23 protein-coding genes are annotated in these 21,518 nt (G+C 36.3%); 22 read left to right on the top strand and 1 reads right to left on the bottom strand.

Translation table 11 applies throughout. From position 1 onward, the window contains the following. Positions 1-18 precede the first annotated feature (18 nt). The 10 genes from glyA (at position 19) to KO172_RS07550 (ending at position 9,011) form a co-directional block, all read left to right on the top strand. Positions 19-1,260 (top strand): serine hydroxymethyltransferase, encoded by a 1,242-nt coding sequence (gene glyA, locus KO172_RS07595; protein ID WP_215493133.1) that lies wholly within the window; start codon positions 19-21, stop codon positions 1,258-1,260. A 308-nt stretch (positions 1,261-1,568) separates the two neighbouring features. Further along, positions 1,569-2,882, top strand: coding sequence for a ribosome biogenesis GTPase Der (gene der / locus KO172_RS07590; protein WP_215493131.1), 1,314 nt, complete (start codon positions 1,569-1,571; stop codon positions 2,880-2,882). Beyond that, positions 2,882-3,487, top strand: coding sequence for a glycerol-3-phosphate 1-O-acyltransferase PlsY (gene plsY, locus KO172_RS07585; protein ID WP_215493129.1), 606 nt, complete (start codon positions 2,882-2,884; stop codon positions 3,485-3,487). The genes der and plsY overlap by 1 nt, the downstream gene beginning before the upstream one ends. A gap of 2 nt (positions 3,488-3,489) precedes the next feature. Beyond that, positions 3,490-4,497 (top strand): NAD(P)H-dependent glycerol-3-phosphate dehydrogenase, encoded by a 1,008-nt coding sequence (locus KO172_RS07580; RefSeq protein WP_215493128.1) that lies wholly within the window; start codon positions 3,490-3,492, stop codon positions 4,495-4,497. Continuing rightward, positions 4,484-5,710 (top strand): biotin/lipoyl attachment domain-containing protein, encoded by a 1,227-nt coding sequence (locus tag KO172_RS07575; protein WP_215493109.1) that lies wholly within the window; start codon positions 4,484-4,486, stop codon positions 5,708-5,710. The genes KO172_RS07580 and KO172_RS07575 overlap by 14 nt, the downstream gene beginning before the upstream one ends. Next, positions 5,707-6,399 carry a YggS family pyridoxal phosphate-dependent enzyme gene (locus tag KO172_RS07570; RefSeq protein WP_251320158.1) on the top strand — a complete coding sequence of 231 codons (693 nt, stop codon included), beginning with the start codon at positions 5,707-5,709 and terminating at the stop codon, positions 6,397-6,399. The genes KO172_RS07575 and KO172_RS07570 overlap by 4 nt, the downstream gene beginning before the upstream one ends. Before the next feature lie 10 nt (positions 6,400-6,409). Next, positions 6,410-6,859, top strand: coding sequence for a cell division protein SepF (locus KO172_RS07565; protein WP_215493107.1), 450 nt, complete (start codon positions 6,410-6,412; stop codon positions 6,857-6,859). After that, complete coding sequence (locus KO172_RS07560; protein ID WP_215493105.1) at positions 6,859-7,632, top strand: YlmH family RNA-binding protein; 774 nt, start codon at positions 6,859-6,861, stop codon at positions 7,630-7,632. The genes KO172_RS07565 and KO172_RS07560 overlap by 1 nt, the downstream gene beginning before the upstream one ends. 7 nt (positions 7,633-7,639) lie before the next feature. After that, positions 7,640-8,116 (top strand): signal peptidase II, encoded by a 477-nt coding sequence (lspA, locus tag KO172_RS07555; RefSeq protein ID WP_215493098.1) that lies wholly within the window; start codon positions 7,640-7,642, stop codon positions 8,114-8,116. Between the two features lie 4 nt (positions 8,117-8,120). Beyond that, entirely contained in the window at positions 8,121-9,011 is an 891-nt protein-coding gene (locus tag KO172_RS07550) for an RluA family pseudouridine synthase (RefSeq protein WP_215493096.1), read from the top strand. Here the strand turns inward: KO172_RS07550 and KO172_RS07545 are convergent. Continuing rightward, the gene (locus tag KO172_RS07545) at positions 8,995-10,707 is read right to left on the bottom strand and encodes an Rqc2 family fibronectin-binding protein (RefSeq protein ID WP_215493094.1); all 1,713 of its coding nucleotides are present in this window, start codon (positions 10,705-10,707) and stop codon (positions 8,995-8,997) included. The genes KO172_RS07550 and KO172_RS07545 overlap by 17 nt on opposite strands. Positions 10,708-10,825: 118 nt before the next feature. On the opposite strand from KO172_RS07545, the gene KO172_RS07540 reads away from it, so the two are divergent. The 12 genes from KO172_RS07540 to KO172_RS07485 are packed head-to-tail and all read left to right on the top strand — an operon-like array spanning position 10,826 to position 21,511. Next, positions 10,826-11,707 carry a YicC/YloC family endoribonuclease gene (locus KO172_RS07540; RefSeq protein ID WP_215493091.1) on the top strand — a complete coding sequence of 294 codons (882 nt, stop codon included), beginning with the start codon at positions 10,826-10,828 and terminating at the stop codon, positions 11,705-11,707. A 7-nt stretch (positions 11,708-11,714) separates the two neighbouring features. Continuing rightward, entirely contained in the window at positions 11,715-11,954 is a 240-nt protein-coding gene (locus tag KO172_RS07535; protein WP_019214657.1) for an extracellular matrix/biofilm biosynthesis regulator RemA family protein, read from the top strand. Then, positions 11,955-12,566, top strand: coding sequence for a guanylate kinase (gene gmk, locus KO172_RS07530; protein ID WP_215493089.1), 612 nt, complete (start codon positions 11,955-11,957; stop codon positions 12,564-12,566). Next, a complete protein-coding gene (gene rpoZ / locus KO172_RS07525; protein ID WP_215493087.1) occupies positions 12,563-12,748 on the top strand; it encodes a DNA-directed RNA polymerase subunit omega in 186 nt (61 codons plus the stop codon). Before gmk ends, rpoZ begins: the two co-directional genes overlap by 4 nt. 1 nt (position 12,749) lies before the next feature. Then, positions 12,750-13,943: a bifunctional phosphopantothenoylcysteine decarboxylase/phosphopantothenate--cysteine ligase CoaBC gene (gene coaBC / locus KO172_RS07520; RefSeq protein WP_215493085.1), complete on the top strand. Its 1,194-nt coding sequence runs from the start codon at positions 12,750-12,752 to the stop codon at positions 13,941-13,943. Further along, positions 13,943-16,297, top strand: a complete 2,355-nt coding sequence (gene priA / locus KO172_RS07515; protein WP_215493083.1) for a replication restart helicase PriA — start codon at positions 13,943-13,945, stop codon at positions 16,295-16,297. Before coaBC ends, priA begins: the two co-directional genes overlap by 1 nt. A gap of 9 nt (positions 16,298-16,306) precedes the next feature. After that, on the top strand, positions 16,307-16,810 hold the full coding sequence (def, locus tag KO172_RS07510; protein WP_215493081.1) for a peptide deformylase: 504 nt from the start codon (positions 16,307-16,309) through the stop codon (positions 16,808-16,810). Further along, positions 16,810-17,748 carry a methionyl-tRNA formyltransferase gene (gene fmt, locus KO172_RS07505; RefSeq protein WP_215493079.1) on the top strand — a complete coding sequence of 313 codons (939 nt, stop codon included), beginning with the start codon at positions 16,810-16,812 and terminating at the stop codon, positions 17,746-17,748. The genes def and fmt overlap by 1 nt, the downstream gene beginning before the upstream one ends. Further along, complete coding sequence (locus tag KO172_RS07500) at positions 17,742-18,455, top strand: zinc metallopeptidase (protein WP_215493078.1); 714 nt, start codon at positions 17,742-17,744, stop codon at positions 18,453-18,455. The genes fmt and KO172_RS07500 overlap by 7 nt, the downstream gene beginning before the upstream one ends. Next, a complete protein-coding gene (gene rsmB / locus KO172_RS07495) occupies positions 18,448-19,734 on the top strand; it encodes a 16S rRNA (cytosine(967)-C(5))-methyltransferase RsmB (RefSeq protein ID WP_215493076.1) in 1,287 nt (428 codons plus the stop codon). Before KO172_RS07500 ends, rsmB begins: the two co-directional genes overlap by 8 nt. Before the next feature lies 1 nt (position 19,735). After that, complete coding sequence (gene rlmN / locus KO172_RS07490; protein WP_215493074.1) at positions 19,736-20,767, top strand: dual-specificity RNA methyltransferase RlmN; 1,032 nt, start codon at positions 19,736-19,738, stop codon at positions 20,765-20,767. Positions 20,768-20,779: 12 nt separating this feature from the next. After that, positions 20,780-21,511 carry a Stp1/IreP family PP2C-type Ser/Thr phosphatase gene (locus tag KO172_RS07485; protein ID WP_215493058.1) on the top strand — a complete coding sequence of 244 codons (732 nt, stop codon included), beginning with the start codon at positions 20,780-20,782 and terminating at the stop codon, positions 21,509-21,511. Positions 21,512-21,518 lie beyond the last annotated feature (7 nt).

The following is a 21,518-nucleotide window of genomic DNA, read 5'->3' as shown; positions in this document are numbered from 1 at the left end:
TTTAAGGGAGGAATTAACATGGATTTTGACAATCTAAAAAAGACAGACAAAGAGATTTTTGATGTCATCGAAAAAGAACATGACAGACAACAAGATCACTTTGAAATGATAGCATCTGAAAACTATGTTTCAAAAGCTGTTATGGAAGCAATGGGAAGCGAACTTACTAACAAGTACGCTGAAGGTTATCCTGGAAAAAGATATTATGGCGGATGCGAAGTTGTAGACATCGCAGAAAACATTGCAAGAGACAGACTATGTAAGCTATTCAAGGCAGAACATGCAAACGTTCAACCACACTCAGGAGCTAATGCTAATATCGGTGTTTACTTCTCAATCTTAAAGCCTGGTGACAAAGTATTAGGTATGAACCTTAGCGAAGGCGGTCACTTAACACACGGTTCGCCAGTTAACATTTCAGGATCATTCTTTGACTTTGCTGCTTACGGTGTTGACTCTAAGACAGAAGTTATAAATTATGATACTCTTAGAGAGATAGCTCTAAAAGAAAAACCAAAGCTAATAGTAGCAGGTGCAAGTGCTTATCCAAGAATTATCGACTTCAAGAAGTTCAGAGAAATCGCTGATGAAGTTGGCGCTATGCTTATGGTAGATATGGCACACATCGCTGGTCTAGTAGCAACTGATCTACATCCATCACCAGTACCTTATGCAGACTTTGTTACAACAACAACTCATAAGACACTAAGAGGACCAAGAGGAGGAGCAATCCTTTGCAGGGAAGAAAATGCTAAGAAGCTAGACAAGGCTATCTTCCCAGGAATCCAAGGTGGTCCATTAATGCACGTTATAGCAGCTAAGGCAGTTGCATTTGGCGAAGCATTAAAACCAGAATTCAAAGACTATTGCAAGCAAATCTTAGCAAACGCACAAGTACTTGCTAAGGAACTTGACAAATATGGCTTCAGATTAATTTCAGGCGGTACAGATAACCACCTAATCTTAATCGACGTTAAGAAGAAAGGCTTCACTGGTAAAGAAGCAGAAGCTATGCTTGGTGAAATCGGTATTGCTGTTAACAAGAACACAATTCCTAACGAAACTGAATCTCCATTCGTTACAAGCGGTATCAGAATTGGTACTCCAGCTTTAACAACTAGAGGATTCAAAGAAGACGAAATGAGAGAAGTTGCAGAAATCTTTAGAGATACATTTGATACATCTATCGACAGAAAGAAAATTAGACAAAGAGTATCTGATATCTGCAAGAGATTCCCTATGTACGAAGGTATATTCTAAACAAAAGAATAAAGACTATATAAGAAGCGAGAGAGATCTTTCGCTTCTTTTTTTTTATTGAGCTATGTATATCTTTCAAAGCATAAGAACAAAAGGTATCCTTACTAAGCGGGTGGCGTGTGAATTATGAGTAGCAGTGAGTGAGGTCTTACACGCCTCACTACATATGATAAGTCACTAATGATGTTTGTTATGAGTAATATATAATGCGTTTTCTTTTATATGAGAAATATATCTTGCAATAGCTATTAAAGTGTTGAAAACTAAAAGTCTTTATGTTATAATAATTAGGATAAGGAGGTGTCGATATGAATAGAGCTGTTGTTAGTATAGTAGGCAAACCAAATGTTGGTAAATCAACTTTATTTAATAAGATTGTTGGTAGAAGAATATCTATCACTGAAGACACACCTGGCGTTACAAGAGACAGGATATACTCCGAGGCAAGTTGGCAACAACACGTCTTTGACATCATTGACACTGGTGGACTAGACCCCTTTGATGATGACAAGATCATGTCAAACATTAGAAAGCAAGCAAACATTGCTATCGAAGCGTCTGACTTGATACTTTTTGTTGTTGATGGTAGAGACCCTGCCACAGCACTTGACCTTGAAATTGCAAATATATTAAGAAAATCAAATAAAAAAGTAATATTAGTCGCAAATAAGACTGAAGGCAAAAGAAAAGACAACTTTTATGATGTCTATGAGCTTGCTTTAGGTGAACCTATGTCTATATCTGCTGAGCAAGGACTTGGCTTAGGAGACTTACTAGATGAGATAGTAAAAAATCTTCCTCAAGATAGAGACTTCGCAGAGAAGGAAGGACTTATCAAGGTTGCCTTTATCGGTAAGCCAAATGTTGGAAAGTCATCATTAACTAATAGAATACTTGGCGAGGAGAGAGTCATAGTAACTGATATCGCAGGCACAACAAGAGATGCTATAGACTCATATATAAACATAAAAGGACAAGAGTTTATGTTTATTGATACAGCAGGACTTAGGAAAAAATCTAGAGTTGACTCGTCCGTCGAAGCTTACTCGCAAGTAAGAACCTTATCTAGTGTTGATAGAGCTGATGTATGCGTATTTTTGATAGACGCTCTTGAAGGCTTTACAGAGCAAGACTCTAAGGTAGTTGGTTACGCTCACAATCAAGGCAAGGCCATCATCATCTGTGTAAACAAGTGGGATATAGTTGAAAAAGATTCAAAAACTATGAAGACTTTCTCAGATAGTCTTAGAAATAACTTGCCGTTCTTGTCATATGCACCGATACTTTTCATATCAGCACTTACTGGCAAGAGAGTTGACGAGCTTATAGATAAGATTATGGAGATTAATGAAGCATATAGCTACAGATTATCGACAGGTTTATTAAACGATATAATTTCGAATGCAACTCTTATAAACCAACCGCCTTCTGATAAAGGCAAGAGGCTTAAGATACTTTACGCAACGCAATCTGGAACTAGACCGCCAGAGTTTACAATATTTGTAAATGATAAAGAACTAACACATTTTTCATATACAAGATTTTTGGAAAATCAAATAAGAAATGTTTATCCATTTGAAGGAACATCTATAATCATAAATTACAAGAACAGGAGCGAGTAATGAAGGAGATCTTACTATTTATTCTTACTTACCTTATTGGCTCTATATCAAATTCTTATATTTTTGGAAAGATATTTAGGATGAAGGACATAAGAGATTACGGAAGCAAGAATGCTGGAGCGACTAATATGTTCAGAGTATTTGGTGCAAAGCTTGGTCTTATAACACTGTTTTTGGATATATTAAAAGGCGTTTTAGCTGTGCTTGTAGCTAGATATTTTGATGTTTCTTATGCACAGTACATCGCACTAGTTGGTGTTGTATTGGGACATAACTTTCCTTTTTACTTAAACTTCAATGCGGGTAAGGGCGTTTCTACTACTGTGGGCGCAATCATTGCGATGGACTACAAGCTTGGATTAGTTGTAGTTGTGCTTATGTTTTTAGTAGTTTTGCTTACAAAGTATGTTTCTTTAGCATCGATACTTATGTTTTTAGGCTTTTTCATATATACACTTATAAGCTTCAAAGAGCTTAATTTAGCCGTAATCATAAGTTTTATTGTTGCTTTCGTTGGCATACTAAGACATTCTAAGAATATTAAGAGATTAACTAAAGGCGAGGAAAATAAATTTTATATATTTAAAAGTAAAAGTGAGGCATAGTTTTGAGAATTTCAGTAATTGGTGGAGGTAGCTTTGGAACAGCCTTAGCTATACATCTAGCAAAAAGAGGAGAAAACTTATATCAATATATTAGAAATAAGGACTCTTATAATTTAATAAAAGAAACTCGAATAAACAATAAGTACTTGAAGGGGGTAGAACTTCCTGAGAATATAATTTTGCTTAACGATATAGAACAAGCTGTTAAAGATGCAGATGTAGTTGTACTTGCAGTACCTAGTCAAGAGCTTAGAAATGTTTTAAAGACTATAGATAAGTACATTGATGAAGATAAAATTTTTGTCAATGTTAGCAAGGGTATAGAGATTGATTCGCTTAAGACTATGAGCGAGGTTTTCTATGAATTTAATCCAAAGGCAAGATTTGTTTCACTATCTGGACCATCGCATGCAGAAGAAGTTGCAATTGGTATACCGACAACTATTGTTAGTGCATCTAAATCGGTTAATGATGCTGAGTTTATTCAAGACATATTCTCTAATGACAACTTAAGGGTTTATGTTAATGATGACCTACTTGGTGTTGAGCTTGCTGGCGCGACTAAGAATATCATCGCTTTAGGAAGCGGCATTTGCGAAGGCAAGGGCTATGGCGACAACACTAAGGCCGCACTTATCACAAGAGGTATACACGAGATTACAAAATTAGGCATAGCTCTAGGAGCGAAGGCATCGACTTTCTATGGACTAGCTGGCATAGGCGACCTAGTCGTAACTTGTACAAGTAAGCACTCAAGAAATAAAACTTGCGGTGTATATATTGGCGAGGGACTATCTACAGAAGGTGCTATAGAAAAGGTTGGCATGGTTGTTGAAGGTATAAAGACTACTAAGTCAACTTACATGCTTAAGGAAAAATACTCTGTAGAGATGCCGATAGTTGATATGATGTATAAACTTTTATATGAAGATTACCCGCTAGACAGCGTTGTTGCTGAGCTTATGGGTAGACCGCTTAAACACGAGATAGAAAAGTATGAAGATAGATAAGAAGAACGGCAAAGGCTTCTCGAGATTTTTAGGAGTTTTGGTAGCTTTTATATTCATAATAGTTGCATTTAACACCATAATCACATCTTTCTTTAAGAAAAAGATTGTTACGCAAACACCTGTTGAGGAAGTTTTCTACAACTCAGTTGCAATGAATTCAGCGCTTATTAAGACTGAAGAAGTGTATCAAGCAGGTAGGAATTCTTACTTTCTAACTAAGGCTAAAGAAGGCGAAAAGGTTAAAAGAGGTCTTGAGAACTTAAGCGTAACAAGAAGTGCTAACGATATTATTGATAAAAAGATTGATGCCATAAATAAAAGATTAGAAGATCTTGATTATGATGTTAGCGACGAAGACAATGTTGATGAAAAAATCATAATGGCAAAGATTAAGGCCTTGCAGATAAGCATAAATCAAAAAAGGTATGAAGACCTATCACAAATCTTAGAAAGCGACGATGATGAAGAAGATGCTTACTACGAGAGTATTAAAAATTACTCCATTGATAAGCTTTTAGAGATGAGAGAGGCTCTTAAAGAAAGTAAGAAGAGCGACGCTCCTTCAATCAAGGTATCGATGTCAGGCATAGTAAGCTACTTTATTGATGGCTTGGAAGATAAATATACTAGCAATAACTTCGATGCTTTGCAAGAGAAGGACTTAATTGATGACAGCAAGAATTACAGCTTAAACAAAGGTAAAAACAATCAAAACTTTAAGATACTAGATAATTTTTCAATGAACATACTAGCCTTTTCTGATAATGAAAAGCTTGATAATGTCGAAGTGAATGATGTAGTGCTTATCGAGTGGGACTTAACAGGAACAAAGACATATGCAAGGGTTCTAAAGAAAGAAAAGGCGGCTAAGACTTATAAGCTGCTTTTGAATATCAGAGAGAGGATATCGGAGCTATATAAAGACAGATTTTCAAAGATGGAAATCATATTTGACGAGTATAAGACGTTCAAACTACCAAAGAGTGCTTTAATTGACAGAGGCAGCGAAAAGGGTGTATTCATAAAAGACATTGACAACACTATAAGATATAAAAAAGTGCTTTTAGTCGGCAGTGATAGGGACAACATTTATGTTATGAGAACTGACGATAAGGGCAATATGAATTACAAGAATTTAAGTTTTAAGAGCATAAAATATTATGACGAAGTTGTGGTATTTCCGTCGACTGTAAAGGAGGGTGACATACTATGATGAGTGTAAAAGAGAATTTAATTGATCTTTTAGAGTCTATCGATAAAGAGATTGACTTAGCAGGAAGAAAGAAAGATGAAGTAAAGTTATTAGCGGTAACAAAGACTGTTGATGTAGCAAGGATTAAAGAGATTAAAGAATTTAATCTTAACGAGATTGGTGAGAACAAAGTTCAAGAGATAGAAGAAAAGTATGAAGCCTTGAAAGACGACTTCGAATTTCACATGATAGGAAGTCTTCAAAAGAACAAGATTAATAAGCTACTAGGCAAGATAAAATTAATTCACTCGCTTGATAGCCTTGACCTTATTGAAGCACTTGACAAGAGATTAAAAAACAATGATATGAAGCTAGATGGACTTTTACAAGTAAATATTTCTAAAGAAGAATCAAAGAGTGGTTTCTACAAAGATGAAGTAGCTGAAGCCTTAGAGAAGATGCACGAGTATAAAAACATACATATTGTAGGCTTCATGACTATGGCACCATTCACTGATGATGAAAAAGTCGTTAGAGATACTTTTAGAGGTCTTTATGAACTAAAAGAGAAACTAGCAAAAAATAACTATGACAATGTTGACTTGAAATACCTATCCATGGGTATGTCACATGATTATAAAATTGCAATACAAGAAGGATCAAATATATTGAGGATCGGCTCAAAGATATTTGGCGAAAGAAATTATTAGGAGGTTTATTATGGGTTTTATGGACAAAGTAAAGTATTTCTTAGGATTCGGCGATGACGATTACGATGAAGAATACGATTACGAAGATGAGGACGAAGCAGTAGAAGAAGAGCCACAAAAGGAAGCATCTATCTTCTCAAGAAAGAAAGAAAAGGAAAATGTTGTTCCTATTCAAAGAAAGACTAGCTCTATGATTATCACTGTGCAAGAGCCACTTGGCTATGACGAAGCACCACTTATTATTGATGACTTAAGACAAGGCAAGGCGGTTGTTGTTAACTTTGAACAACTAGAAGCTAGTGTTAAAAGACAAATTTTTGACTTTATCAATGGCGGTATCTACGCTATCGATGGAAGCATACAAAAAGTTACAAGAGACATCTTTGTATTAGCACCAAAGAACGTTGCTATAGATGGCTTAAAAGACGAACTTAAAAGCAGAGGCATGTTTCCATTTTAATGAATAAGTCAAAAAATTTAGATCATATTAGTAGTGAGAACAAAGACATTGCAAGAAGGGTTATAGATATTTGTGATATTGTTTCGAAAAATAAGTCTATCGAGTGCACGGACTTCTACAACCCTTTTGAAGTGAAAGAACTTGTCTCACTAATAAATACGTATGATACTATAAGTTTTAGCCTTATTGGGAATGAAGATTCTGAAAGTAAGGCTATTTTAATTTATCCTGATTACATGGACGAGCCAGAGGCTTCTGAGTATATAAGCCTTGTCAAGATAGATAAGAAGGACTACGAGATAGCGCACAAAGACGTGCTTGGATCTATATTATCCTTAGGTATAAGAAGAGAAAAGCTTGGAGACATCATTATAAAGGATGATGCTATATACTTCTACATTAAGAACGAGATTTTAGACTATGTACTACTCAACCTTGAGAAGATTAAGAACTATGGTGTAGCGCTTGAAGTGATTGACTTAAAATCAAAAATCAGTAGAGAACTTGAGTATGAAGAGAAGCTAATCACTTGTGCTTCATTAAGACTAGACTTAGTTCTTGCAAATGTTTATAATCTATCAAGAAGCGATGCGAAGAGTGCCATAGAAGCAGGTCTTGTAAAACTTAACTACAAAGTAACTTACAAGATAAGCGAGGCAGTAAACGTAGGCGACCTAGTCTCATTAAGAAGGCGCGGCAGGTTTATAATAGGAGACTACCTTGGACTTAGCAAGAAGGACAAAGCTAAGCTGATCATTAAAATTATAAAGTAGGTGTTACATGATTTATTTATTAATAGTAGTACTAGCAGTTGCACTAGATCAAATAACAAAGTATTTTGCAAAGCTATACTTAGAAGGCAGAACTGCATACGAAATAATTCCAAACTTTTTTTCGTTTGATTATGTTGAGAACAGAGGTGCAGCCTTTGGCATTATGCAAGGTAAACACATCTTCTTCTACGTAGTAACCTTCATTGCCATAGCGATAATTTTATATATATTTATTACAGAGTTTAATACGCTTGCTATGTATGAGAAGGTATTCTTATCGTTTTTCCTAGCAGGTATACTTGGCAATTTCATTGACAGAGTTTTTAGAGGTTACGTTATCGACTTTATATCCTTTAAGTTTGGTTCATACCAGTACCCATGCTTCAACTTAGCTGATAGCTACATGTGCGTAATCATTGTCTTATTTATCGGATATTACTTTTATTTAAAGATTAAAGATAAAAATGCAAAGAAGAGTAATTAAAGTAATGGATTCTGATGCATCTCAAAGGCTAGATGCATTTTTGGCAAGCTATGATGCTTCTAAGACGAGGTCATTGTATAAGAAGCTTATTGAAGAAGGCTATGTAAAACTTAATGGCGAGTCTGTGAAAGCTTCTTATAAGTTAAATGCGGGTGACGAGATAGAACTTATAGAGAAAGAGTCGAGGCGCTTTGAAAAGACCCCTATGGATATAAAAGTTCTGTACGAGGATGATGACATAGCTGTAATTGATAAGCCGAGGGGACTTATAGTTCATCCGACTAATGATGACGAGATAAGTTTAGTAAATTTTTTGCTATATAGATTTGCTTCACTAAGCGATATTGACGAAACAAGGCCAGGCATAGTCCACAGGCTTGACAAGGACACGAGCGGCCTGATCATCATTGCAAAGAACAACGAAGTGCATGAAAAGATGAAGGAGCTCTTTAAGTCAAGAGAGATATACAAAGAGTACATCACCATAGCCGTGGGCACATTTAAGGGTGAGTTGACTGTAGTTGATAAGGGCATTATGCGTGACCCGATAAAGAAGATAAAGATGTGCGTATCTGATGAAGGCAAAGAGGCACACTCCGAAATCCATTTACTTAAACAAAATGATGAGTACTCATACTTAAGAGTCCTTATCAAGACAGGAAGAACGCATCAGATCAGAGTGCACCTTTCATACCTTAATCATCCCGTGCTTGGTGACAAGACTTATGGCTACCGTGGCAAAATAAAAATGGACGGACATATCTTACATTGCAGAAAAGTAAGTTTCGTCCATCCAATATCAAACAATTTAATAAGTGTTGAGAGTGATGTGCCAGCATATTTTAAAGAGGCACTCATCAAAACGAATTTATATAAAGCTAAAGATCTACAGTGATGGTTTTGAAGTTCACATAGTTAACGAGGCCTGTCTTACCACTAGGGTGTTTCTTAACATTCTTCCTCGTTGTGAAGTCAACATCAACCTTGTTAGAGTCTTTGGCTTTTGAATTTTTTGCGGCAATTTTTGCTGCGAAGACTAATAGATCATCACTAGGGTAGCCGTCACACTTGATTACGACGTGCGAGCCAGGGAAGCCCTTGACGTGCATCCATACATCATTTTTGTCAGCGACCTTGAAGGTGATGTATTCGTTTTGCAAGTTGTTCTTGCCATAGTACACTTTACTAGTATCGTCATAATCAATCGAATGTATGGCGATTTTTTTTGGCTTATTTTTAATCTTCTTATCTTTTTTGATGTAGCCATTCTTAACAAGCTCAAAGTATATCTCATCAAGGTTCTTTACATCCTCAGTCCTCTCTATCGCATCTGTTACAAGCTCAAGATACTTAATCTCATCTTCAGTGTTTTCGATTTGCTTCTCTAAGACTATTTCTCTTTGCTTCATTTTTTGATATCTCTTGTAGTACCTTTGTGCGTTTTGCACACTGGATAACTTTTGATCAAGTGGCACTACTAGCTCATTCATATTGTCGTAGAAGTTCTCAAGAGTAATCTCTTTAAGGCCTTTAGTAATCTTGTGTATGTTTGAAGAGATGAGGTCAGCGTATACCTTGTATGCTTCTCTGTTTGCACTCTCAAGCATCTCTTCTTTTTGCTTTTGCAATTTATTTTTTGCTCTCTTAAGATTAGCGCTTATAGTGTGCCTCATATTTTGTGAGCGCTGAGTTATTCTGTCCTTTTGATCCTTTTCATAGTAATACTTATCGAGAAGCTCGCTTATACTATCAAAGCTTTCTTTATCAACCGAGGCGTATTGATCTAGACAGATGGCGTTGTAGACGCTCTTTCTTTCACTAAGCTTATATATATTGAAGCTGTAATCATTTGCACTTAGTTTGTCAAAGGTATTGGTGAAAGCCTTTGCTAGTTTATCTATGGCTTTATCATCTAAGTTCTTAAGTAGGTAGCTCTCATCTAGAGCTGCATCGAAGAGTATCTTATTTACTATCTCGGTACTTAGTCCAAGAAAGGACTTCATTAAAAAGTCTTTTACCTCTTCGTCAAGCTTCTTACTTATCATATCTTTAAGCAAATCTTCATCCACATCCATTGGCGATAGTCTATCAAAGACAGGCGGCCTTTCATATATAAGAGAAGGTTCTATCTCACGCTCTCTAGACATAAGGGTAGAGACCCTCTTTATAGCATCGATGATCTTGTGGTCTTCGTTTAATAGTATGATGTTCGAGTACTTACCCATGATCTCAACAACGAGGTAGTAGAGAGCTTCTTCATGAAAATCATTGTAGCCTTTGAAGATAAAGCTTACAGCTCTATCGAAGCCGAACTGCTCAACACGAAGTAGTTTTGAACCAGATAGGTTCTTTCTAAGTATCATAGAGAATAAAGGTGCTTCGCTTGGGTTCTCTTTAGTGACCTTACTTACATAGAAGCGCGGGTTATTACTCGATGCGCTAATTAGCACTTTGAAAGCACCATCTTTGCTCCTCATATTAATCATTATTTCATCTTTTTCAGTTTGATATATCTTATCGACCCTTGCACCGATGTACTTAGTGTTGAACTCATCAGTCAAGGCTCTAGTTACAATTCCATCAAATGACATCTAATCACTCCTTGCATCTATTATATCAAAGATAAAGATTATAAATATGAAGAATTTGTCATATTCTATATATATTTTTATTAATAGATGGTATAATGTATGCATAAGGAGTGAGACTATGTTAAAGAGTATGACCTCATATGGTTCAAGCGAATATATATGTGAGAAGTATAAGATAAAATTTGAACTTAAGTCTGTTAATAACAGATACTTTGATTTAAACTTAAGGAGTCCACGCTCGCTTATCGAGTACGAGGACAAAATAAGGTTTGCAATTAAAAAGAGAATATCGAGAGCAAAGATAGATTGCTTCCTAACAGTTGTATTCTTAGAGGACGACCCTAATGATGTTGAAGTGGATTTAGTTTTCTTAAGAAAGTATATGAAGGCTCTAAGGACTATCAAGGAAGAGCTTGGTCTTGATGACGAGATTAAACTTGAAGACATCATAAGTCAGCAAGAAGTCTTAAGCATTGTTAAGAATAACTACGAGAGCGATGAGTTTCTTGATATACTGCTTGAGACACTTGAGAAGGCGCTTGACAACTTTGATGATATGAGAATTAGAGAGGGAGAAAACCTTAAGCGTGATATACTAGAAAATCTTAATTCAATAGAGAAGAACGTTGACAAGATTAAGGAGCTATATATATCTTACTCGGATCAATATAAAGAAAACTTCTTAAAGAAGTACGATGCGCTTATTGATGACAAGAGCATAATTGACGAGAAGAGACTAGAGTTTGAACTTGCACTATTACTTGACAAGTATGCTATAGATGAAGAGATAGTTAGGATGTATAGCCACATATCTCAATTCAAAGCCATGCTTAACTCAGACGAAGCCATAGGTAAGAAGATGGACTTCTTAATACAAGAGATGAACAGAGAGTCCAACACTATACTTAGCAAGACTAATAACATCGAGATATCTAAGATAGGTGTTGAGCAAAAGAACCTAATCGAAAAGATTAGAGAACAAATACAAAACATAGAGTAGGTGAATTATGGAATACATTAACGTTGGATTTGGGAACTTAATCAATAAACATAGAGTCATAGCTGTTGTAGGACCGGAGTCAGCACCTATAAAGAGACTTATCATGGAAAACAGAGATACTATTAGACTCATAGATGCAACATGCGGTAAGAAAACAAGGAGCGTTATCATTATGGATAACGAGTCCATAGTATTATCGACACTTGCTACTTCAACTATTAGTGAAAGATTGAACGGAGGTAATTAGATGAAAAGAGGCTTTTTGATAGTGCTATCTGGACCGTCGGGTTGCGGCAAGGGCACTGTTGCTGATGAGCTTTTTAGAAGAAACGACGACATAGTCTTCTCAGTCTCAGCAACAACAAGACAGGCTCGTCCAGGCGAAGTGGACGGCAAAAACTATTTCTTCCTAAGTGAAGAAGAGTTTCTCAAAAGAGCAAAGAACGATGAGTTTTTGGAATACGCAAGCGTTCATGGACACTACTATGGCACTCCAAAAGACTTCGTCACTAAGAGGATAGAAGAAGGAGAGATAGTGCTTCTTGAGATAGACGTGCAAGGTGCTTTGCAAATCAAGCAAAAGATGAAGGAAGTTGTCTTTATCTTCTTGATACCACCATCGATGGAAGAGTTAAAAAGAAGACTGGTCGGACGAGGAACAGAGAGCGAAAAGGACTTAGAGATCAGAATTGCAAACGGCTTTAAAGAGATAAGCTTCGTTGAGGAATATGACTTCTTCGTCGTTAATGATTACTTAGAGGACGCAGTTAGAGATATAGAGTCCATCATCAAAGCGGAAAAACATAGAGCGAAGAGATTCAAATATATAAAAGATAAAGTATTGGGGGAAAACAAATGATTTATATTAAAAATAAAGAAGATTTAGAAACAATGTCAAGATATGCCTTAGTAATGATTCTTTCAAAGAGAGCTAGGCAAATAGTTGATGGAGCAGAAGCAAAGGTTGACACAGAGTCACACAACCCTGTATCCATCGCTATGGATGAATACCTTGAAGACAAGATAGAATACGAAATTTAAGATGAAAAAGAACATTGTAGTTGGCGTTAGTGGAGGTATTGCAGCATACAAAGCAGCAGACCTTGTATCTAAGCTATCGAAGGTGCACAATGTAAGAGTTATTATGACTAAGGATGCCCTTCAATTTGTAGGATGCGAAACCTTTAAGATACTCTCAAAGAACGAAGTATATGTAGACGTCTTTAATGATGAAGCTAAGCCTATGCATATAGACATAGCTAAGTGGGCAGACATCTTTGTTGTAGCGCCTGCAACTGCGAACACCATAGCAAAGCTTGCAAGTGGCATCTGTGACAATATGCTTACGCTTGCTTTCTTAGCTAGCAAAGCAAAGAAGCTTGTAGTTCCTGCAATGAATACTAATATGCTTGAGAATGAAGCAACACAAGATAACATTGAGACACTTAAGAAAAGGGGCATTGACATATTAGAAGCGGACTATGGTATGCTTGCCTGCGGTGACATAGGCAAGGGCAAGATGCCTCATGCAGACAGGATTATAGACCGTATTGATTATATCTTATCGAAGAAGGATCTTAAGAAGTATAAGATACTTGTAACAGCAGGTCATACTGTTGAAGCGATAGACCCTGTTAGGTACATCTCAAACCGCTCTACTGGCAAGATGGGCTACCAAATAGCTCTTAAGGCATACAATAGAGGTGCAGATGTTACTCTAATCATTGGACCGAACGATCTTGATATAAAAGATCCATTCAATATAGTTAACGTCGTTTCATCAAAGGATATGTATGAAGCAGTGAATAAAGAGTTTGCTTCAGCCGATGCTTTAATAATGGCTGCAGCACCAGCTGATTTCACTCCAGCAGAATATAGCACAGAGAAGATTAAAAAAGAAGCAAGCGAAGTTCATGATATAAAGATAAAAAAGACTGATGACATCATAAAGTCACTTAAGGATAAGAAAGATGATAAGGTCATCATAGGTTTTGCGGCGGAGTCTCAAAACGTTATTGAGAATGCGAAGAAAAAATTATTATCCAAAGGTGCTGACATGATAGTCGCTAACGACATCACGCTTAAGGGCTCAGGTTTTAAAAGTGACGAGAACAAAGTAAGCTTTGTATATGATAAGAAGAACGCTACATCATTCGACCTTATGAAGAAGAGCGAGCTTGCAGATATCATACTTGACAACCTTGCTGTACTTTTAAAAGATAGAAAGAAAATTTAATGTTCGTACAAGTTGTTATTGATACAAAATCAAGAGTCTTAGATAGAGTCTTCACATATAAAACTGATGAAGAGATCGAGATAGGTACTAGAGTCTTAGTTCCATTTGGTAGGTCAAACAAGCCTAGCATTGCTGTGGTTTTAAATACATGTGAAGAAATTGATATCGATGAAGCAAAGATTAAGTCCATAATTAAAGTATTGGATGACAAGGCCATCATAGATAAGAAGATGATTGATCTTGCACATTGGCTTAGAAATAGATACATCTCAACATACAACGATGCACTTAGACTTGTCTTTCCACCTGGAGGTATAAAGGAGCTTGACTTACTATATTATGCAAATGCTGATGTGCATGGCCTAATAAAGGACAAGGCGTACACAAAGGATGCCTTGCTTGATATGATTAGCGAAAATGATATCAAAGCTCTCATTAATGAAGGAGTGCTTGTAGAGAAGTACAAGATAAAGCAAAAAGTTAAGGAGCACTTTGAAAAGTATATCAGCCTTGTAAGATATGATGAGAAGCTTAGCACAAAGCAAAAAGCTGTTCTCGATTATCTAAGGGACAACGGCGGAAGTGCAACAGAGAAAAACATTATAAGCGCTCTTAATATATCGTCTTCGCCTATAAAAACTCTTGTGAAGAATGGCTTCCTAAGAGAAGACTATGTGCAAGAGTCAAGAAAGAGAGGCTACGATGTAGATTCTTATGAGAAGATAAAACTTAACAAAGAACAAGAAAAGGTTTATAAGAGGATGGAGTACTCTCTTGATAATAATTTAGGAGAGAAGTTTTTACTAAGAGGGGTAACAGGCTCCGGTAAGACAGAAATTTACCTACACCTTGTTGAAAAATGCATACAAATGGGTAAAGATGCTATAGTACTAGTGCCCGAAATAAGCCTTACACCACAAACTATTAGACGCTTTATAGGACGTTTTCAAAGAAAGGTTCACGTGCTTCACTCAAAGCTAAGCATAGCTGAACGCTTTGATGAGTATAACGATATAAAGGCCTCTTCGCCTACTATAGTTATAGGTGCAAGGTCAGCAATATTTGCCCCGTGCAAAAACTTAGGTCTTATAATCATAGACGAAGAGCACGATCAAAGTTACATCTCAGATATGAATCCTAAGTATCAAACAGATGAGGTGGCATACTATAGAAGCATGGATGAAAAAGCGACGCTACTACTAGCGAGTGCAACACCATCTGTATCGTCATACTATAATGCAAAGCACGGCATATATGAACTCTTAGAGCTTGATAAAAAAGCAAAGGGACAAAGGGAAGCTGAGATAGAGCTTGTTGATATGATAGATGAAGTGCAAAGGGGCAACATTAGTCAGATTTCATCCAGATTTTATGAAGTCATCGATGAGAACCTTAAGGCGAAGAAGCAAAGCATCGTCTTTTTGAACAGACGAGGCTACAACAAGGAAATCTTTTGCAAGAGCTGCGGCTATACGATTACTTGTGACAACTGTGATGTGAGTATGACATATCATAAGGGCATAAATAAACTTAAGTGTCACTACTGTGGTCTTGTAAAAAGCATACCGAAGACATGCCCAAGCTGCGGTGCTCGGAACTTGAGCTTTGCCGGCTACGGCATAGAAAAAGTTGAAGAGATGCTTAGAAAGACTTTCCCAGATGCGAAGATATTAAGAGCAGATAGTGATACAATCAAAACAGAAGACGACTACATTAACTTATACAAAAAAATGAATGCAGGCGATGTCGATATACTTATAGGCACTCAGATGATTAGTAAGGGTCTCGACTTTAAGAACGTTGATGCAGCGATTATAGTATCAGTAGACGCAAATTTAAACTTCCCTAGCTACTGTGCAAATGAAGACACATATAACCTGATTACTCAAGTTGCAGGTAGAGCAGGTCGTGATGAGAAAGGTAGAGTGCTTCTGCAAAGCTACTCAAAAGATAATGAGACTATTGGCTATGCAATGAAGGGAAGCTATGAAGCATTTTATAAGAATGAAATTGCACTTAGAAAAGAGTTTTTGTATCCACCATTCATTAACATGATATACATCGTTGGAACGAGCTTAGACAAAAATATTGTTCAAAGAGAGATGGAGTACCTAAGAAGCGATATTGAAAGATACTTAACTAAGAATGAGATTAGGTGCGAGATATCAAAGCTAATGCAGTGCGCGATTGAGAGAATCAACGCAAGCTATAGATATCAAATCATACTTAAGTACACAAACACATACTCGAAAGAGATCAAAGACTATATACGCTTCATTTTATATAGAAGCAAGTTTGCAAAGAACAAAAAAGTAAATTATAACATTTATATAAATCCAAGAAATTTTTTATAGGAGGTAAAGATGGCAATTAGAAATATTAGACACGATGAAGATGAAATACTTAGAAAACAATCCAAGCTAGTTAAAGTTTTTGATGATAGACTTAAAGAGCTAGCAGATGACATGATAGAGACTATGGACCAAGCAGAAGGTGTTGGTCTTGCTGCTGTGCAAGTTGGTATACTTAAGCAAATGATAGTTATAGATATAGGCGAAGGACCTATGGTCTTTGTAAATCCAGAAATACTTGAAACAGAAGGTAGCTGCGATGATTACGAAGGCTGTCTATCGGTTCCGGGCTACTCAGGAGTTGTAGAAAGACCAGAAAAGCTTAAGCTTAAGTACCAAGACCTTGAAGGTAAGGAGCACGAGCTTGAAACAGAAGGCTTCTTGACAAGGGTTATATGTCACGAGACAGATCATTTGAAGGGAGTTTTATACACTGACAAGGCTAAGAAGATGTATACAAACGATGAACTAAAGGCAAAATTAGATAAAGAACACAAGATGGCAGAGGCAAAATAATGAAAGTCATTTACATGGGAACGCCGCTATTTAGTCTGGCGCCTCTAAAGGCTTTGAAGGATAATGGCTTTGACATAACTATGCTTATTACTCAGCCAGACAGAAGACGTGGTAGAAAGATGCAAGTCACTTATTCAGAGCTAAAGACATATGCACTTGATAACGATATAGAAGTCTTTCAGCCAGAAGATGTAAACAGCCCTGAGTCCATAGCGAAAATCAAGGATACAGATGCTGATGTCATAGTTGTAGCTTCATATGGTCAGATAATAAAAGAAGAAATACTCTACATGAAAAAGTATCACTCGATAAACATACATGCATCGCTTTTGCCAAAGTACAGAGGTGCGGCACCAGTGCAAGCAGCTATCATTAATGAAGATAAAATAACAGGTATCACACTTATGAAGATGGCGAAGGGACTTGATACAGGAAACATTCTTATGATGAGAGAGCTTCCTATATCAGATGACGACACAGCAGAGACATTAACTATGAAACTATCAAACTTAGGTGCTCAGATGATAACTGAGTATTTAAACAATCTTAATGATCTTGATGAGGGAACTCCCCAAGATGACACTAAGAGCTCATATGTTAGGATGATTAAGAAGGAAGATGCTTTTATTGATTTTACTGAAAGCGCATCTAAAACCGAGCACATAGTTAGATCTATGCAGCCATGGCCAGTTGCCTTTACTACTTATAAGGGAGAGAATATGAAGATATTCACATCTTTCGTGACTAAAGACAGTAGTGACGCTAAAGAAGGTACTATATTAGCTGTTAATAATGATGGTATAAAGGTTAAGTGTAAGGACTCTGCCATAATCATAAGTGAGGTGCAAATGCCTAACAAAAAGAGGATGAAGGTAGCTGATTATATAAGAGGAAATAAGATAGAAGTAGGAGAAAGGTTAGGAGAAAGATTATGCTAAACTTTTTAATATTTGTAGGAAGGTACCATAGTTATGTAAGCTCATACTTTATCTATGTTATACCGGCAATGTTACTAAGCTTTTATGCACAATATAAGATTGCTTATGTATACAAAGAATACATGGGTAGACGTAGCTCATTGGGACGCAATGGCTCGGATGTAGCAAGAGAGATTTTAGACAAGAACGGCCTAAGGAATGTCTCGATAAAAGAAGTGCCTGGCACCTTAAGTGATCACTACGACCCAAGAGATAAGAGCCTATCTTTATCAAGAGACATATCAGACGGCATATCCATCGCCTCTGTTGCGGTTGCAGCACACGAAGTTGGACATGCAATTCAAGATAAGGAAAGCTACCCTATGTTAAACTTAAGAAACTATATGGCACCAGCCGTAGGAGTATCAAGTAGACTTGCTATGCTACTAATACTTGGAGGCTTGTTCTTTAACTTTGGTGGCTTATTAGATATAGGCATAATTCTGTATGCTGTCATAGTATTATTTACGCTAGTTACATTACCTGTTGAGTTTGATGCATCAAGGAGAGCTTTAAATGAAATTAGCTCTATGCAAGGTGCTGATGATGAGACTATATACGGATCTAAAAAGGTTTTAAGAGCTGCAGCATTAACATATGTAGCTTCAGCATTTGCGGCACTTAGTGAACTACTAAGACTATTATCAATGAGGAGAAGAAATGACTAAAAACAGCGATAGATATACAAGCTTTTTAATATTGAAAGATATATTTGCAAGTGGGGCTTACTCAAACATTAGCCTAAGAAGTGAACTTAATAAATTAGATAGCGAACAAAGTAAGTCTTTCGTAACAAAGCTTGTTTATGGTGTTGTAGAGAGAAAACTGTATCTTGACTACATCATCTCAAAGCTGTCGTCGACTAAGCTTAGTAAGATTGACATCGATATACTGATTGTCTTAGAGATGGCTTTGTATCAAATCATATACATGGATAAGGTACCTGAGAGTGCTGCAGTTAATGAAGCGGTGAAGCTTACTAAGACTATAAATAAAAGATTAGCAGGCTTTGTTAATGCAAACTTAAGAAATTTTCTAAGAAATAAAGACGACTTAGTTAAAGTTGACATTTCTGACGAGCTTGAGAGATTATCTGTAGAATATTCCATAAGCAAAGAATTTTTGGATATTCTAGTGAGTGATTATGATAATGAAACTCTTCTAAACTTTTTAAAGAGGTCAATGGATGAGAGACTTCTTAATATAAGGATCAACACAAAGAAAACGAATAAGAAAGACCTAGAAGCTCTTCTTGATAAGTTTAATATCAAGTATGAAGAGAGCGATATATCTATTGACAGCCTTATCATATATGACAAGGTGAGTGATGTCATCAAGAGTTTATTTAGTCAAGGATATATATCCTTTCAAGATGCAACGAGTGCGAGTCTTCAAGATCACATAAAGCTTAATAAGGGCGATAGGATACTAGACATTTGCGCAGCACCTGGTGGAAAGAGTATGCACATGGCTGAAAAGTTATTAGAAGGTTCTATAACTAGCTGCGACATATATGAGCATAAGATAAAACTTCTTGAAAAAGAAGCAGCTAGGCTTGGACTTGATAACATTGAATTTAAACTTAATGATGCATTGAAACTTAATAAAGACTTTGTTGATGTCTTTGATAAGGTTTTGATAGATGTGCCTTGCTCAGGAAGTGGTATAATATCAAGAAAGCCAGAGATAAAATATCAAATAGGAACAAAGGAGCTTAAAGAACTTAATCAAAAGCAGTGGAAGATATTAAATAATGCGAAGAATTATGTCAAGAAGGGCGGACTACTTGTATATAGTACATGCAGCATACTTAAGATGGAAAACGAATATATACTGAAGAAGTTCCTTGAAGAGAACAAAGACTTTACTTTGGAAGAATATATCAAACACATGCCAACAGAGAAGATTAACGACGGCTTTTTCATTTCATATCTAAGGAAGGATTAACTTGAGAAACATTATTAACAATATGTATATATCGGAGCTTGAGTCATACTTTTTAGAGCTGGGCGAAAAGAAATTTAGAGCCAAGCAGCTCTTTGAAGCCTTGCACAAGCAAAAGATAAAGAGCTTAGATGAACTTACTACATTTTCAAAGGATTTGAAAGAAAAGATTGCTATGAGCTCTGAGATATATGGTGTACACAAGGTTTTAGAGCTAAAATCAAAACTTGACGAAACAAGGAAATATCTTTTTGAGCTTCACGATGGAAATGTTATCGAAAGCGTCTTGATGAAGTATAAGTATGGTTACACGGTCTGTATATCAACACAGGTTGGTTGTAAGATGGGATGTGCCTTTTGTGCTTCAACAAAGAAAGGCTTAATAAGAAACCTTTATGCGTCAGAGATGCTCGATGAGATATACGAGATAGAAAGATTAAACAATATAAATGTATCAAACATAGTACTAATGGGTAGTGGCGAGGCACTTGATAACTTTGATGAGCTTATAAGGTTTATCGAGTTAATAAGTGCAAAGGAAGGCAAGAAACTTTCAAAAAGAAACATCACTATATCAACGTGCGGCTTAGCAGATAAGATACTAAAGCTTGCAGAGTATAACTATCCAGTAACGCTAACGATATCTTTACATAATGCAGACGAGGAAGAAAGAAAGAAGATCATGCCGATTACTAGGAAGTATCCTTTCAAAGATCTTGTGCCTGCTCTTAAGGAGTATCAGGCCAGGATTAATAAGAGGATATCTTTCGAATATGTTTTGATTGACGGTCTTAATGATTCTTACAAATCTGCTTTAGATATAAAAAATTTACTAAAAGATATTAAGTCACACATCAATTTAATTCCGCTTAACAAAATTAAAGAGTACGATGAAGAGCCAAGTACTTCTGAGAATATTAATAAGTTTAAGAAGTACTTAGAAGACTTTGGTTTCAACGTAACAGTTAGGCGTGAACTTGGAGCAGACATAAACGCTTCGTGTGGACAACTAAGAAACAATTATCTTGAACAATAGGAGGTGGTCTATGTGAATCTTGGTTATGTATCAGATAAGGGTAAAACGAGGAGCAATAATGAAGATAACTTTTTTATCTATGATGATTATCCATTCCCTTTCTTTGTAATTGCTGATGGAGTGGGCGGACACAAGGCAGGCGAACTAGCTAGTAAGATGGCGGTTGATACCATTGCAGATGTCTTGAAAAATAAAAAAGATGCAGTTTGTATAGACGATGTTGAAGATGCTATAAGAACTAGCATAGTAAACGCTAACAATTCCATTTACAAATATTCAAAGTTTAATAAAGATTGCGAAGGCATGGGCACAACGGTTTTAGTTTGTGCATATTACAAAAATACTTGCCTTATAGCTCATGTTGGTGACTCAAGAGCATATCTTATTAGAGATCACGAGATAGCTCAGCTAACAGAGGACCATACCTTTGGTAATGAGCTAATAAAAAGGGCAGGAAGCAAGATTTTTAATGTAAAAAATATAGATAACAAAAACGCTTTGACGAGAGCACTTGGTACAGAGAAGACAGTTGTCATTGACACATATAAGTTTATACACAGAAACGATGACATAGTTCTACTATGTACTGATGGACTTAACAAAGAGGTCGAAGATAGCTCGATACTTGCAATAATTGAGAAGAATAAAAATATTTCGATGCAAAAAGTTGCAGAGGAGTTAAAGGATAGAGCTATACTTATGGGCGGAAGAGACAATGTTACTATAATAACAATAAAAGCTTAGAGGTGAT

It is taken from the genome of Fenollaria sporofastidiosus (genome assembly GCF_943169635.2).
Classification (GTDB): domain Bacteria; phylum Bacillota; class Clostridia; order Tissierellales; family Peptoniphilaceae; genus Fenollaria; species Fenollaria sporofastidiosus.
This window is presented reverse-complemented; position numbering and strand designations above follow the sequence as displayed.

Bases quoted from the DNA above. Each gene is read 5' to 3' on its own strand.
- plsY (WP_215493129.1), top strand. From the start codon at position 2,882: ATGAAGGAGATCTTACTATTTATTCTTACTTACCTTATTGGCTCTATA.
- gmk (WP_215493089.1), top strand. From the start codon at position 11,955: ATGAAAAGAGGCTTTTTGATAGTGCTATCTGGACCGTCGGGTTGCGGC.
- KO172_RS07560 (WP_215493105.1), top strand. From the start codon at position 6,859: ATGAATAAGTCAAAAAATTTAGATCATATTAGTAGTGAGAACAAAGAC.
- fmt (WP_215493079.1), top strand. From the start codon at position 16,810: ATGAAAGTCATTTACATGGGAACGCCGCTATTTAGTCTGGCGCCTCTA.
- KO172_RS07545 (WP_215493094.1), bottom strand. From the start codon at position 10,707: ATGTCATTTGATGGAATTGTAACTAGAGCCTTGACTGATGAGTTCAAC.
- KO172_RS07535 (WP_019214657.1), top strand. From the start codon at position 11,715: ATGGAATACATTAACGTTGGATTTGGGAACTTAATCAATAAACATAGA.
- KO172_RS07550 (WP_215493096.1), top strand. From the start codon at position 8,121: ATGGATTCTGATGCATCTCAAAGGCTAGATGCATTTTTGGCAAGCTAT.
- rpoZ (WP_215493087.1), top strand. From the start codon at position 12,563: ATGATTTATATTAAAAATAAAGAAGATTTAGAAACAATGTCAAGATAT.
- rsmB (WP_215493076.1), top strand. From the start codon at position 18,448: ATGACTAAAAACAGCGATAGATATACAAGCTTTTTAATATTGAAAGAT.
- lspA (WP_215493098.1), top strand. From the start codon at position 7,640: ATGATTTATTTATTAATAGTAGTACTAGCAGTTGCACTAGATCAAATA.
- KO172_RS07540 (WP_215493091.1), top strand. From the start codon at position 10,826: ATGTTAAAGAGTATGACCTCATATGGTTCAAGCGAATATATATGTGAG.
- KO172_RS07575 (WP_215493109.1), top strand. From the start codon at position 4,484: ATGAAGATAGATAAGAAGAACGGCAAAGGCTTCTCGAGATTTTTAGGA.
- priA (WP_215493083.1), top strand. From the start codon at position 13,943: ATGTTCGTACAAGTTGTTATTGATACAAAATCAAGAGTCTTAGATAGA.
- glyA (WP_215493133.1), top strand. From the start codon at position 19: ATGGATTTTGACAATCTAAAAAAGACAGACAAAGAGATTTTTGATGTC.
- KO172_RS07565 (WP_215493107.1), top strand. From the start codon at position 6,410: ATGGGTTTTATGGACAAAGTAAAGTATTTCTTAGGATTCGGCGATGAC.
- KO172_RS07500 (WP_215493078.1), top strand. From the start codon at position 17,742: ATGCTAAACTTTTTAATATTTGTAGGAAGGTACCATAGTTATGTAAGC.
- der (WP_215493131.1), top strand. From the start codon at position 1,569: ATGAATAGAGCTGTTGTTAGTATAGTAGGCAAACCAAATGTTGGTAAA.
- KO172_RS07570 (WP_251320158.1), top strand. From the start codon at position 5,707: ATGATGAGTGTAAAAGAGAATTTAATTGATCTTTTAGAGTCTATCGAT.
- def (WP_215493081.1), top strand. From the start codon at position 16,307: ATGGCAATTAGAAATATTAGACACGATGAAGATGAAATACTTAGAAAA.
- coaBC (WP_215493085.1), top strand. From the start codon at position 12,750: ATGAAAAAGAACATTGTAGTTGGCGTTAGTGGAGGTATTGCAGCATAC.